This window comes from Proteiniphilum acetatigenes DSM 18083, from assembly GCF_000380985.1.
Classification (GTDB): domain Bacteria; phylum Bacteroidota; class Bacteroidia; order Bacteroidales; family Dysgonomonadaceae; genus Proteiniphilum; species Proteiniphilum acetatigenes.
The window spans coordinates 224828-239347 of the sequence record NZ_KB905693.1 but is presented as its reverse complement, the minus strand read 5'-3'; the positions used below and the strand labels follow the sequence as shown (position 1 = coordinate 239347).

Sequence of the window (14520 nt, the reverse complement as noted above, 5' to 3'; positions counted from 1 at the left end):
GCATCTTATATTCTACAAATACTTTCAAAGAAAATGTACAATAGAGAGAAAGGAGCCGTATTAACACTCGACGCGGGAGGAACCAATTTTGTGTTTTCGGCCATAAAAGATAATAAAGAGGTCGTCGATCCGGTAGATTTTCCGGCATATCCAGACGATTTACATAAATGTTTGAATTCTATTGTTACGGGATTCAAAGAAGTAATAAAGCACTTAAAGAGTGATCCTATAGCTATTAGTTTTGCATTTCCGGGTCCAGCTGATTACGAAAACGGCATTATCGGAGATTTACCCAATTTTCCGGCTTTCAGGGGAGGTGTCGCATTGGGTCCCTACTTGAAAGAAAAATTCGGATTGCCAGTCTTTATCAATAACGACGGTAACCTCTTCGCCTATGGCGAAGCCCTTGCAGGTGCATTACCCGAGATCAACAAACAGTTAGAAGCTGCCGGAAATCCCAAGCGATACCGTAACCTGCTCGCCGTGACGCTTGGTACAGGCTTTGGTGGCGGTGTGGTAATAGATAACAGGCTTTTAACGGGAGACAATGGTTGCGGAGGTGATGTCTGGATATCGGCGAATAAATACGATCACCATCTTCTCGCCGAAGAGGGTGTAAGTATCCGCGCTGTGAAACGGGAATACCGTGAATTGTCGGGAGATGAATCAGATATTTCTCCTAAAGAAATATTTGAGATTGCCGAGGGAACAAAAACAGGCAACAGGGAAGCCGCCATAAAAAGTTTTGAAAGACTCGGAGAAATTGCCGGCTTCACCATTTCCGAATCGCTGAATATTGTGGATGGATTAGTTGTCATTGGCGGAGGGATCGCGAACGCGCATAAATATATACTCCCCGCAATGATCAAAGAAATGAACGGGGTCAGAAAAACTGTCAAAGGGGATATTTTTCCCCGGTTGCAAATGAAAGCCTATAATCTGGAAGATGAAAACGAAAAAGCGCTCTTCCTGAATAATGAATCTGAAATCGTAACCATTCCCGAGAGTAACAAAACCGCAACATATCATTCGGTAAAAAAGATCGGTGTATGGACAAGCATGCTGGGAACAAGCAAAGCCATTGCCATCGGGGCATATAATTTTGCACTGAACCAGCTATCCTGAAGTATTTGATATTCCTGCATGTAAATGAGCAGCAGGAAAGATTGAATCAATAATTTAAAACAGCATTATAAAAAACGCATAGAAACATAAATTCAAAAAACAAAAACAATGAAAAACGTATGTAAAATTATTGGATGTATTTCATGTATGTTGCTTATGTTCTTTTCTTGCGAGAAAAATGAAAGTATTCATCGTGACGCTAAAGTAATTCTCGATAAATTACTTTTTTCAGGATATACCGGCGATATGATCAGGGCTACCGTAACATATGGAAGCTCCGATATAAAGAAATTGGTAATCACAAAATGGGTAAATGGGGAACAAGTTCCCGGATATGAGATAAATGTTCCCGTAAACAGTATCTCCGACTCTTATGAATTCGAACAGGAAATTGAAGTAGGTGATGAAGAGGGGACATTGATCTACACATTTAGCGGATATTCGGTGGAAGATAAATTGATTGATGCTTCAGATCTGGCTATTTCAGTGACATTGACCGATTTTGGACGGTTGTCAAAATTTGACTGGAAATTGACCGAACAAACAACAAACGGAGAGAACACCACAGAAGAAGCCATGTTAGACAATGTATACCGATTAAATAGTGATCTGAGCTGGGAATATGACTGGGGTGATCCGGCAGGAGCAGGATTTGATGTCTTAAACCAGTACTGTGCGTGGAAGTATATCGGGACAGACTTAAAAGCAGATTCTATTTATTTGATAAAATTCGGGTTCTTATCCACCACACCGACGATTGATAAATATGAGGTCTTAAGGCTGGATGATACCAATCTATGGATACAAACCTTTATGGATTTATCGTGGCTCGGTGATCCTTATACTGAGGAAACTCCGGTTGTAGAAAAGTTTGTTGCAATTCCTAAATCGCCCAACTTCACTCCTTACAGAGGCGAAGATCCTGCAAATTACAGTTGGGCATCTTGCACTCCAGGTAATTACTAAACAATCAGATCTTATGTACAAATACATATTTATCATATTTATGTTTGTCGGGTACAGCTTTTGCCTGTTTGCAGGGCCCGACAATATCGCACCCTTAGCCAAAATAACAGCCTCTTCTGAAAAGAGTGCCGAATTTTCGGCACAAAAAGCGGTGGATGGACTGATAGGTATCGAAAACCGGGGAGAATGGGTTTCGGCAAGCGGACAAACTTCATGGGGTGCTATTGATTATCCGTGGATTAAATTAGAATGGGAAAAACCGCAAAACATCCACCGGATCATATTATATGACCGGCCGATACAAGAAAGTCATATCGCGGGCGGGACATTGCACTTTAGCGATGGGACCACTATTTTCGTCAATCAAATCCCTAACGACGGGAGGGCAAAAGCGGTAGACTTTCCGACCAAAAAAATAACATGGGTAAAATTCGAAACAACTGATGGAGACGGATTGAATATCGGGTTGTCTGAAATTGAAGTGTATCCGGCTCCTGAAGATTACATCGATTATGTTTCAAAAGTGGATCCATATGTGGAGTCAGCCCGCGGACGTTATTTCTTTTTTGTGACAGGAAGCCGTCCGTTCGGTATGATCAGCGCTGCTCCAATGACCCGTAATAAGAATCAGTATGGGGGCGGATATAATTACAATTCGCTTGAAATACTCGGATTTCCCCAGGTGCACTGCTGGATGTTATCGGGAATCAGCCTGATGCCGACCACCGGTAATATCAATCCTGTATTGGGTGAGCAACACTGGAAATCTACATTTTCACATGACGGTGAAATTGTACAGCCCGGATATCATCGGGTATTTTTACAGGATTATGGTATCTGGGTGGAACAAACCACAACCGACAGAGTAAGCTACTACAAGCTTCGTTATACAAAAGACAATACTTCGAATTTACTGCTCAATTTAGGCGGATATCTGGGAACCACCACAATGAATGATTGCCGCGTTACCAAAGTGACCAATACCCAAATTGAAGGTTCGGTCAATACGACCGGACGGTTCTGGGGTGGCCCTGATAATGTGAGAATATTCTTTGTAATGGAATTTGACAAACCGTTTCAGCAATTAGATGCGTGGGATGATAAGGAAGTCCTGAAAAATATTACTTCACATCAAGGGGTAAACGAAAAAACAGCCCGGAATGCAAATGAGAGTTACTACGATGCCCCCACCTGCGGTGTCAGTGCTATATATGATGTAAAGGCCGGCGATGAAATTCAGGTCAAATTTGCCATTTCTTACACAAGCATAGAGAATGCCCGCAAAAACATGGAAAGCGATCAGTTTGGCTGGGATTTCGAAGCTGTCAGGGAAGATTCGCGACAAGAATGGAATGATTGGCTCGGACGAATCGATGTAAAAGGTGGAACACACGAACAACAGATTAAATTCTATACCGATCTGTGGCATGTATTGCTGGGAAGACATAAACTGGATGATGTATCGGGCGATTATCCCGATTATACGCAAGGAGAACGGGTAGGAAATGCCACCGTCAATGCCAGATTAATTGTGCGTACATTACCCAAAAAACCTGACGGTACGGTTCGTTTCCATATGTACAATTCCGACGCATTCTGGTTAACGCAATGGAACCTGAATATACTTTGGGGACTGGCCTGGCCGGAAGTGTTGGATGATTTTGCCGCCTGTCTTGTCCAGTATGCCGAGAACGGCGGATTACTGCCCCGTGGCCCCAATGCCGGCGGATATTCCTATATCATGACAAGCTGTCCGGCAACCAATTTAATCACAAGCGCCTATCAAAAGAACATGCTGACGAAGACAACACCTGAGAAGGCATACGAAGCAATGGTGAGAAACCATAAGCCGGGAGGTATGATCGGTCCGGTAAAGGAAATTGACTTTTACATCAAAAACGGATATTATCCCGGTAATGCCGGAATTACCATCGAAGCAGCATTTCAGGATTGGGCTCTATCTCGGATGGCTGCCAAGATGGGCAAAAAGAAAGATGCCGCCTATTATCTGAAACGCTCCCAGGGCTGGAAAAAATTATTCAACTCCGAACAGAAATTACTCTTTCCAAAAGATGAAAAGGGAGAGTGGGTAACATTAGATCCATTAAATAATAGAGGCTGGGTTGAGGCTAATGCATGGCAAGCTACCTGGGGAGTATCGCACGATATTTCCGGATTGGCCCGGTTGATGGGAGGAAATGATGTGTTATGCGAAAAATTGAATTATGCCTTTGAACAGTCAGAAAAAGATGATTTCATATTCGGATACGGCAGTGGATATGTGAGCTATGCCAATCAGCCCGGATGTTCAAATGCACATGTATTCAATTTGGCGGGTCATCCATGGCTTTCCCAATATTGGGTAAGAAAAGTCGGGGCACAGGCTTACGGGGCAATTACGCCCGACCGGGGATATGGTGGCCATGACGAAGATCAGGGGCAAATGGGAGGCGTAAGCGCTTTGATGGCATTGGGACTGTTTAGCGTACAAGGAACCAGCGCACAAAATCCTTCCTATGAGATTACAAGTCCCGTATTTGATGAAATTACAATTCAACTGAATCCTACATACTATAAAGGAGACGAGTTTAAGATCAGGACATACAACAATTCAAAAAAGAACTGTTTCATTCAGAAAGTTCAACTGAACGGGAAAGATTACAACCGATATTGGATCGATCACAAAGATTTTGGTGCCGGAGGATGTTTGGAAATCTGGTTGGACTCAGCACCAAACAAGAGCTGGGGAACAGAAAAATAATTTTTTACTTAGTATATATCTAAAAATGATGCACATGAGACCCTTAAAATTATGTTGTTTATTATTATATCTTTGTCTATGGAGTAACCTATATGCACAGCACAAAGATTATTCAGGTATTGTAACGGAAGATGACGGCACACCGCTTATCGGTGTGAGTGTGCTGGTAAAAAACACCACTAACGGTACAGTAACCGATATCGACGGAAAATTTACTATCCATGCATTGCCGGGTGATTACCTCGTTTTTTCGTATATCGGCTATGAAACGGTTGAAATACCATTGACAAATAATGAAACCCTTTCAATAACAATAAACGAGGAATCCATCTATTTGAATGAAATGGTTGTTGTCGGTTACGGACAAATGAAAAAAAGCGACCTGACGGCCGCCATTGCTTCCGTAAAATCGGACGATTTAGTAAAAACTTCGATCACATCTATTGACCAGGGACTTCAAGGTCGTGCTGCGGGTGTAGTAGTGACCAACACCTCCGGCCAACCGGGTGCAGGCACCTCCATTCGTATCCGTGGTACAAGTTCCGTAATGGGGACAAATGAACCGTTGTATGTAATTGACGGAATACCTGTAATTAATGGAGGTGCGAGTTCGGGAGCCATGAACACCCCTCCTTTGAATCCCATGGCACTGATGAATCCAAACGATGTGGAATCGATCGAGGTATTGAAAGATGCTTCTGCTACAGCAATTTATGGAGCGCGTGGAGCGAATGGTGTGATTTTGGTAACTACAAAACGAGGGAGTAAAGGTAAAGTACGGACATCGGCAAACGCATATTACGGAATACAGAGTATCGCCAAAAAGATGGATATGCTAAATGCCGAACAGTTGGCAATTTTGGGGAATGAAGCTACAGACAATGCCAATATCGATCGAAAACTGGTATTTGCCGACTTAAACAACCTGAGAAAAAGAAGTACGGACTGGCAGAATGAAATTTTCCGCTTAGCCCCTATCCAGAATTATGAATTGGCTTTCTCAGGCGGAAGCGACAAATCGGCCTATTTCCTGTCGACCAATTTTTTCTCTCAAGACGGCATCATTCTCGGATCAGACTATAAAAAAGGGAGCCTTCGTTTTAATTTAGACCAGGAATTGAGCGAGCGAATCAAAATCGGGAATACAATGAATGTCACTTACAGTCAGTCCAACGGTGTGGTGACCAATTATGAAAGCGCTATTGCATCCAGTATAACATCATGGGCTTTGGAAATGAACCCGGGATTACCAGTACGTAATCCGGATGGCACATATGTATATGAAAACAATATATCGAATCCGGCTGTTGGAAATCCGGTCGAAGATGCCAATACGTATGAACAACTGAACAAAACACTTCGAATGACAGGTAATATGTTTGCCGATTTGTTTATTGTCAAAGGGTTAAACTTCAGAACAAGTATTGGTATTGATTATTATAACGTAAAAGACCTGAGTTTTGCACCTGTTCATATTAAACGGGGAGAGGCCAGTGAGGGTATTGCCTCTGTGGGACAAGCAGATGGTTATACCTGGGTTTGGGAAAATACACTGAGTTATAATAACAGATTTGCCGAAAAACATTCAGTAAATGCCGTAGCCGGTGTTACTGCCCAACAATATGAAGGTACACCGCTTATAGTATCCAGATCGGGGATTGAAGATGGACGATTGGGTTATCATTCTATTCAGGAGGGGACCAAAATTCAATTGGCAAATACAGGGTATAGCTCATGGCAAATGTTGTCTTATCTGGCTCGTGTAAATTACGGGTATGACAGTCGTTATTTGCTGACGTTGACCGGTCGGGTAGATGGTTCTTCCAAGTTCGGTACAAATAATAAATATGGATTTTTCCCTTCTACTGCGTTTGCATGGCGTATTTCCGAAGAAGCTTTTATGAAAGAGCAAACCACTATCGACAACCTGAAATTACGCGTAAGTTACGGTTTAGTAGGAAATGAAGGCATCTCTCCCTACAGTTCCATGGGATTATTGCAAGGAACGGAAGCCTATATCGGTACATCCCAAATCATAAAAGGGCAGGCACCTTACACTCTCGGTAATCAGGACCTGAAATGGGAAACAACGGCCCAATTGAATGTTGGCTTCGATATTGGTGTTTATAATGGCCGATATTCCCTATCCGCTGACTATTATATCAAAAAAACAAAAGATTTGCTACTAACTGTGCCTACTGAATCACATATCGGATATGATGTGGCTATGCAAAATGTAGGTAATCTTGAAAATAAAGGATTTGATTTTACATTCAATGCGATACCGGTAGATAATAGCAAGTTCAGATGGGAGTCGAACTTAACATTCGGACTTAACCGGAATAAGGTGACCAATTTGCCGGGTAATGAAAATGGAATTTCCGGCATAAGTATAATGGGGATCAACTATTGGACAAGAATTATGGAAGGCAAAGCCATCGGAACCATATATGGCTACAAAACAGACGGAATCGCACAATTGGATGAAGATCTCTCCCAAATTGTCCATTTCCCCGGAAGAACCATCTCATATGGTGACAGAAAGTATGTGAATAGGGAAGGAACCAGCGACGTGCTGAATGAGGATGACCTTTTTGAATTAGGAAATGCCAATCCCGATTTCACATACGGATGGAACAACACTTTCTCATTGAAACTGGGAGAAAACAAAGGTGCTGTCAATTTGAACCTCTATTTACAAGGTGTACGAGGAAATTCGATTGCCAATTTCAATTTATTTTCACTCGAAAGTTTTGATGGCCAAAAGAATAATTCAGTTGCTGCATTGAAACGATGGACAACTGATAACCCCACCAATGATTATCCGAGGGCAAATGCTTCGCCCATGTCAAATGTATTTTCTGATCATCAGGTGGAAGACGGTTCCTACCTGAGAATAAAAGATGTTACATTGTCTTATGATTTTCCGGTAAATCTGACAAGAAAGTTCAACTGTAATGCATTACAAGTGTATATAAGTGCAAAAAACGCACATACATTTACAAAATATTCGGGATATGATCCTGAAGTAAGCCGCTTCGGACAGAACAACCTGAGTATGGGCGCTGACTACGGCTCTTACCCTGTACCCAAATTATATATGTTAGGACTTAAAATGAATTTCTAAAGACTACCACGATGAAAAAAACATATTTATACTTGTCAATCTGGATTTTATCAACAGGAATATTTTCTGCTTGTTCCGATTTCCTTGATGAAGAAGCGAAAGGAAGCCAAGTCGATAAGAATTTTTATAAAACCGAATCCGACGCCGTTGCCGCTACGGATGCAATTTACAGTTACCTGATCTCTGACGCGGATGCATTTAATTTGTGGAGCGATCATTTTGGGGGATTATTTTACAATGACTTCTGGGAACTCCCTGAGTTAATGTCCGACAATGCAGTATCCAAACAGTCATCCCCTGACTATCAATCTATTGATAAATTTCAAGTAGATGCATATAGTATCAGGGTTGCCTGTTTATGGCGTGATTTTTATACAACCATCAATGTCTGTAATACGGTAATTGCAAAAGTTCCTGCCATTCACTTTACGGATGAAATCAAGAAAAATCAGTTGATCGCCGAGGCTAAATTCTTCCGTGCATTGTGCTATTTCGAATTGACCCGTTTCTTCGGAGATGTCCCTTTACATACAGTTCCAACCGAAAGTGTTTCGGAGAGTCAGATCCCAAGAACACCCGTAGCCCAAATCTATCCTGTAATACTGGAGGATCTGGATTTTGCCGAAAAGAACCTGAAGTATGAAGATCGTTTGGGCTATGGACGTCCATATGCATTATCAGCTTCTGCTTTATTGGCAAGAGTATATTTGACGCTGGGACAGAAAGAGAAGAATAACACTTATCTCCAGAACGCTGTAGAAAAGGCCGATGCGGTGATTCCTGCTTTTCCAATGGGCTCTTATGAAGATCTGTTTAAATTAGAAAACCGATTCAAAGGAGAGCGGATATGGGAAGTAAATTTCAATGCCTCATTGAGTCAGGGGTGGAAAGGAAATCAATTTCTGGTTCGTTTATTGCCTCAGATGGATACTGAAAAAGGAGGGCCTAACAATGCCCGGGGATGGGTTGCTGCAACGGAGAATCTATATAGTACTTTTGATCCTGAGGATAAACGACGTGACGTGACGTTGTTCAAATCATTCACTTATACTGACGGCTCCACGGAAACATTCGACGCTCCCTATTTTTGCAAATATTGGGACAGGATAGCCGAGCCCAAAGGAAATGAATCCAATGCCACCCTCCCCTATCTGCGTACCGCTGAAATGTACCTGATAAAAGCGGAAGCATTGAATGAAATCAATCAAAACCCGACTCAGGCCGCTAAAGATGCATTAAACGCAGTTCGTCAGCGTGCAGGATTAGGTGATACTCCAGCCGATAATTACGCAGACTTTAAAAAAGCTGTCTTAGAAGAAAGGCGTATGGAATTTGCGATGGAAGGACATCGTTGGCATGACCTCGTGCGTATGTGTACATTGGACGAAATAAAAGAGCTGGTAGGCACAGCGAAACCGGGAGTTGTTCCAAGGGAAGCCAACTTTCTATTTCCGATTCCTAATAACGATAGAATTATTTCTAATGGAAGATTAACCCAAAATGAAGGGTATTAATTAACAGGACTCGAACAGGAACAGGATTTCTGTTCGAGTTACATAAATCATTACAAAAATGAGATTTCAATTATTTATATTATCCGGTTTACTATTTGTTTTTTCCTGTCAACAATCCGACAGGCAGGAAAACATATCTGATTCCCCTCTTGATGATGGAGAAATAGTTATTGACACCCAAATGGTGGAATTTTTATTTCCTGCCGGAAAAAATAATCTTACAGGTGGTGATGGAGCCATATCCATACAAATAGATAATACCAGAAGTTTCTGGTTATGGGGTGATTCATTTTTAGGTGAAGTCATCGATAACCAAAGGGCAGAATCATCCCCATTTATTATGGGGAATGTATGGCAACTACTGGATGGAGAGTCAGTACAGACTATAACCGGAGGTACCCCCATGAGTCCGGAATCATTGTTAAAAACAGAAAAAGTAAATGGATATCCGGCCATCCTTTGGCCTATGCACGGTTTTGTAAAGAACAATATCGTACATGTATTTATGTCCACTATTGTTCAGACAGGGACGGGAACCTGGGATTTTTACTGGCATTCAACCCTGTATTACCGGTTAAGTCTTTCGGATTTATCCGTAATTGACAAACAGGAATTATTGACTGTAGAACAGACAGACACGCACTTCGGGTTTGGGATCACCGAACACGATGGCCTTTACTATGTGTATGGTTCAAATCCCCAAGCAGACTTCACCGCAGGCTTACATGTGGCCCGGGCCCGCTTGGTAAATGATAAGTTACAAGATTGGGAATATTTTGACGGTAACAACTGGGTAACCGACGTGAAAGAGAGCAAATCGTTACAGGGTATTGACATCCCTGTTTCGGAACAATTCAGTGTCTTCAGGCACAATAACAAATTCATCCTGTTAACACAAGACAGGTTTAAGCCCGAAATTTATACTTTTACTGCCGATACACCTGAAGGACCGTGGTCAAATAAAAAGCATATTTATACTATACCCGAGGGGGAAGATTCAACATTATTTACATATAATGCAATGGCTCATCCCCAATATGATTCGAATGAGAATTTATTAGTAAGTTACTGTGTCAATGCAAAGAATATACCCGATTTATATAGTGATGTATCTATTTATAAACCGCGTTTCTTTTGGGTATCAATGAACACCATACTGAAATAAGTATTGTTTAATACTTTAAGTTTGGAAAGATTTTCAATATTCCCATTGTTTGATCCTTCGTACCGCCTCGGCAGTCCTCTCATGGCTGTTGAAGGCGGTCAACCGGAAATAGCCTTCGCCTTCGGGGCCGAATCCTACGCCGGGTGTGCCTACAATATGGCACTCCTGGAGCAGGCGGTCGAAAAATGTCCATGAATCCATGCCGCCGGGGCATTTCAGCCAGATATAGGGGGAATTTTCACCGCCAAAGAAAGTCCATTCCTTTTCTGTCAGTCCCTCCCTGATCATCTCCGCATTACGCATATAGTAAGAGACCATTTCGCGTACTTCTTGTTGACCCTCCGGTGAATAAACGGCTTCGGCTGCCTTTTGGACAACATATGGCGTACCGTTGAATTTAGTAGATTGGCGGCGATTCCACAATCCGTGCACCGAGACATCATTCCCTTCGGAGGTTTTTGCCGTCAGCACTTTCGGGACTACGGTATAACTGCATCGCAAACCGGTGAATCCGGCATTTTTGGAGAAAGAACGGAATTCGATGGCACATTCCTTTGCTCCCTCAATTTCATAGATGCTACGAGGTATTTCCCTGTCCCGGATAAAAGCCTCATAGGCCGCATCAAACAGAATAAGACTCCTGTTTTCCAACGCATAATCCACCCATTGTTTGAGTTGTTCCCTGGTCATCACCGTACCCGTAGGATTGTTGGGATAACAGAGATAGATCACATCCGGGTGCTGCGAAGGCATTTCGGGCAGAAAACCATTCTCCTCTCCACAAGGTAGCAACACAATCTTTGAGGACTTACCCAAGCGCATGATATTGGTGTCAAGATAGACAGGATAGACAGGATTGGTGATAGCCACAACATTACCCTCTCCCAGGATATCACCAATGTTACCCGTATCGCTTTTAGAGCCGTCACCCACAAAAATTTCACCGGGTGAGATATCAATCCCTCTCTGCCTGAAATCGACCTCCGAGATCTTCTCCCGCAAAAAAGCATATCCCTGTTCCGGTCCATAGCCGCGAAAAGTCTCCTTTACACCCATTTCATCCACTGCATTATGCATGGCTTGGAGAACAGATGGAGGCAGAGGCAGTGTCACGTCTCCGATCCCCAACCGGATAATATCGGCTTCGGGATGTGAAGCACTGAATTTCTCTATTCTTTTAGCTATGGTGCTGAACAGGTAACTTTCATTTAGTTGCAGATAGTTCTCGTTGATTTCAAACATATATTCGATTTGTTGATTGAGTGAGATTGAAGAAGATTGAAAAAGATTGGTTAAACCTAACCACCTAGACATCTTTCCACTTTTTTTTCACTTATAATTGGCACATTATTCACTACTTGTCCCGATTTATCGGGATTGGCACATTAAATTTCGCCTTTGAATACAAAATGGGCATCACCGGTAAGATAGACCTGATTGTCATCCCTATCCCATTCAATTTCAAGTAGTCCTCCTTTGAGTTGAACAGAGGCTTTGGTATCGCACCGGCCTGTGATCACCCCGGCGACCAACGAAGCACATGCTCCGGTTCCACAGGCAAGCGTCTCGCCGCTTCCTCTCTCCCATACCCGCATCTTCAAATGGCTTCGGTCAATCACTTCAATAAATTCCACATTGGTCCGTTGCGGGAACAAAGGTTGATGTTCGATCAGTGATCCAATTTTCTCAATATCCAGCTTATCAATACCGTCCATAAAGATGACTACATGCGGATTGCCCATTGAGACAAAGGTGATGGGACACTCTTTACCATTCACCGACAGGGGATAATTCACCATCTCAGGAATTGTAACCAAATTCGAATCGGAGAAAATCGCTTTTCCCATATTTACCCGGACACTTTCTACCTTATTGTTCTGTGGATTCACCGTCAACAAAAGATATTTTATCCCCGATTTGGTGTTCAATGCAATCTCCTTTTTTGTAGTCAGTCCTCTTTCATAAAGATATTTGCCCACGCAGCGTGCCGCGTTGCCGCACATCGCACCTTCACTACCGTCGGCATTATACATCTTCATCGAAAAATCACCCTCTTCATCAGGTCCGATAAGGACAAGCCCATCACTCCCGACACCAAAATGACGATCACTTATCCGGCGGGATAATACTTCAGGATCATCCACTTGTTCTTCGAACAGGTTGACATAAATGTAGTCATTACCTGCGGCTTGCATTTTTTCAAACTTCATACGATTGAAACTTTGTTGCATTCTCTATCAAAATAGGGTTTGGCACCGGATCCCGAAATAATGATGCCCTATTATCCCAAAAAACACCTGCGTGATTCCATAGAATCAGGCAAGTGTTTTAAGATTATATGCAATAAATGTGATCTGCTTTATCATCTGGACTACATTATCGCGACTGAAACAAAATACTATATCCTCCTCAATAAATATTTAAACGATTTCGTATAAAACAACCCATTCAAATAGAAAATTGCTAATTATTTGACAAAAATACAACTTTTTGTTTTATTTTCATGTAAAAAACAATCAAAAGTTTTATTTATATTTCACCCATTTCACCATCTCTTTGATAGATGGCTTCTTACCGTACATCAAAATACCTACCCGGTAAATTTTGGCGGCGAGGATAGAGATAAGGATAAATGTCCCATAGAGCAGCACGATCGATAACAACTTTTCCCACAACGGAATTCCGAACGGAATACGCACCATCATCACAATGGGTGAACTGAATGGAATCAGTGATGCCCAGAAAGCCAGGGGCCCGTCGGGATTATTCACACTATAGAATCCGGCAAGGAAGGCAAACACGATAATAAGCGTTACAGGAGTCATAAACTGGCTTGTGTCCTCTTCACTATCGACAGCTGATGCGAACATGGCAAAGATAGAAGCGTACAGAATATATCCTCCAATGAAAAACAGGATAAAATAGAAACCGATCTCCAGCCAGTTGACCGACATAACCGTATTCATGATTCCTTCCATATCGAAGCTACTCATTTCGGCCGGCATAGCAGTGTCCATCTGTCCGGGAGAGGCAATAAAAAAGGAGAGTCCGCTGAAGAAGAGTCCCATCAATATCCCCCAGATAATCAATTGAGTAATCCCTACCAATCCGATTCCTACCACTTTACCTACCAGCAGGTTGACTGGTTTTACGGAAGAGACCATCACCTCTACAATCCGGCTTTTCTTCTCTTCCAGTACCGCCTGCATCACCATGTTCCCATACATCAGTATAAACATATAGATAAGGATGGTGAACAGCATCCCGATGATGGTAGCCAGTTCGGTAGACGATTCCGACACACTTCCGCCGCTGTCGAGGCGCAATGTCCGTAAAGAAACCTTTGATCCTTCTTCCACAATGGAACGTACCTGTGTAATAGCTTCCCTGTCCACATTACCCGACGATGAAAGATCATCCAACTTTTGTTGTGTGACTTTTTCGTTCAACGTCCTCACAATCATCGACTGGAGCTCCTGTGGAGCCTGTTTCTGGGATGTGAGCGAAACCGCCCGTGGATTTTTGTTCAGGTCTTCGGTAATCTGTAAAATAGCAAACAGCTCCTTTCCCAATCTCGATTCCGGCTCCTGTTGCTCCGATCCACCTATCACCTGAAACTGATAAGCGTCAGTTGATTTCAATAGTGGTGCATAGATACCCGTATTGTCTATTACGGCTACATTCTTCACACTCCCGTCATTAAGGGTGGAAAGCCATAGGGGGACTAATGACAAAGCCACCATCAATAACGGCATAAGGAGCGTAAGGATAATAAATGATTTTTTTCTTACCCTGGTAATATATTCTCTTTGGATTACTAAACCTAATCTGTTCATGTGCAATGGATATTCAATTGATTTTA

Annotated in this window: 9 protein-coding genes; 6 read left to right on the top strand and 3 right to left on the bottom strand. The window is 42.4% G+C overall.

Annotated features, from left to right (window positions below):
• Positions 1-33 precede the first annotated feature (33 nt).
• The 6 genes from F597_RS0103020 (at position 34) to F597_RS0102990 (ending at position 10658) form a co-directional block, all read left to right on the top strand.
• Positions 34-1125 carry an ROK family protein gene (locus F597_RS0103020; protein ID WP_019538233.1) on the top strand — a complete coding sequence of 364 codons (1092 nt, stop codon included), beginning with the start codon at positions 34-36 and terminating at the stop codon, positions 1123-1125.
• Between the two features lie 108 nt (positions 1126-1233).
• Entirely contained in the window at positions 1234-2091 is an 858-nt protein-coding gene (locus F597_RS0103015) for a hypothetical protein (RefSeq protein WP_154671055.1), read from the top strand.
• Between the two features lie 13 nt (positions 2092-2104).
• A complete protein-coding gene (locus F597_RS0103010; protein ID WP_019538231.1) occupies positions 2105-4852 on the top strand; it encodes a GH92 family glycosyl hydrolase in 2748 nt (915 codons plus the stop codon).
• 34 nt (positions 4853-4886) lie between these two features.
• On the top strand, positions 4887-7979 hold the full coding sequence (locus F597_RS0103005) for a SusC/RagA family TonB-linked outer membrane protein (RefSeq protein ID WP_019538230.1): 3093 nt from the start codon (positions 4887-4889) through the stop codon (positions 7977-7979).
• A gap of 11 nt (positions 7980-7990) precedes the next feature.
• Positions 7991-9493 (top strand): RagB/SusD family nutrient uptake outer membrane protein, encoded by a 1503-nt coding sequence (locus F597_RS0103000; RefSeq protein ID WP_019538229.1) that lies wholly within the window; start codon positions 7991-7993, stop codon positions 9491-9493.
• Between the two features lie 58 nt (positions 9494-9551).
• Positions 9552-10658 carry a DUF4185 domain-containing protein gene (locus tag F597_RS0102990; protein WP_081624315.1) on the top strand — a complete coding sequence of 369 codons (1107 nt, stop codon included), beginning with the start codon at positions 9552-9554 and terminating at the stop codon, positions 10656-10658.
• Positions 10659-10691: 33 nt separating this feature from the next.
• Here the strand turns inward: F597_RS0102990 and F597_RS0102985 are convergent, their stop codons facing one another.
• The 3 genes from F597_RS0102985 to F597_RS0102970 all read right to left on the bottom strand — a co-directional run bounded on the left by F597_RS0102985 (position 10692) and on the right by F597_RS0102970 (position 14494).
• Complete coding sequence (locus tag F597_RS0102985) at positions 10692-11900, bottom strand: LL-diaminopimelate aminotransferase (protein WP_026327061.1); 1209 nt, start codon at positions 11898-11900, stop codon at positions 10692-10694.
• A gap of 143 nt (positions 11901-12043) precedes the next feature.
• Positions 12044-12868, bottom strand: coding sequence for a diaminopimelate epimerase (dapF, locus tag F597_RS0102980; RefSeq protein ID WP_026327060.1), 825 nt, complete (start codon positions 12866-12868; stop codon positions 12044-12046).
• 315 nt (positions 12869-13183) lie between these two features.
• Positions 13184-14494 (bottom strand): ABC transporter permease, encoded by a 1311-nt coding sequence (locus tag F597_RS0102970; protein WP_019538223.1) that lies wholly within the window; start codon positions 14492-14494, stop codon positions 13184-13186.
• Between the last annotated feature and the right edge of the window lie 26 nt (positions 14495-14520).

What these genes read in the sequence shown, in the direction of transcription:
- dapF (WP_026327060.1), bottom strand. Translation starts at nt 12,868, where the DNA reads ATGAAGTTTGAAAAAATGCAAGCCGCAGGTAATGACTACATTTATGTC.
- F597_RS0103015 (WP_154671055.1), top strand. Translation starts at nt 1,234, where the DNA reads ATGAAAAACGTATGTAAAATTATTGGATGTATTTCATGTATGTTGCTT.
- F597_RS0103010 (WP_019538231.1), top strand. Translation starts at nt 2,105, where the DNA reads ATGTACAAATACATATTTATCATATTTATGTTTGTCGGGTACAGCTTT.
- F597_RS0103020 (WP_019538233.1), top strand. Translation starts at nt 34, where the DNA reads ATGTACAATAGAGAGAAAGGAGCCGTATTAACACTCGACGCGGGAGGA.
- F597_RS0102990 (WP_081624315.1), top strand. Translation starts at nt 9,552, where the DNA reads ATGAGATTTCAATTATTTATATTATCCGGTTTACTATTTGTTTTTTCC.
- F597_RS0102970 (WP_019538223.1), bottom strand. Translation starts at nt 14,494, where the DNA reads ATGAACAGATTAGGTTTAGTAATCCAAAGAGAATATATTACCAGGGTA.
- F597_RS0102985 (WP_026327061.1), bottom strand. Translation starts at nt 11,900, where the DNA reads ATGTTTGAAATCAACGAGAACTATCTGCAACTAAATGAAAGTTACCTG.
- F597_RS0103000 (WP_019538229.1), top strand. Translation starts at nt 7,991, where the DNA reads ATGAAAAAAACATATTTATACTTGTCAATCTGGATTTTATCAACAGGA.
- F597_RS0103005 (WP_019538230.1), top strand. Translation starts at nt 4,887, where the DNA reads ATGAGACCCTTAAAATTATGTTGTTTATTATTATATCTTTGTCTATGG.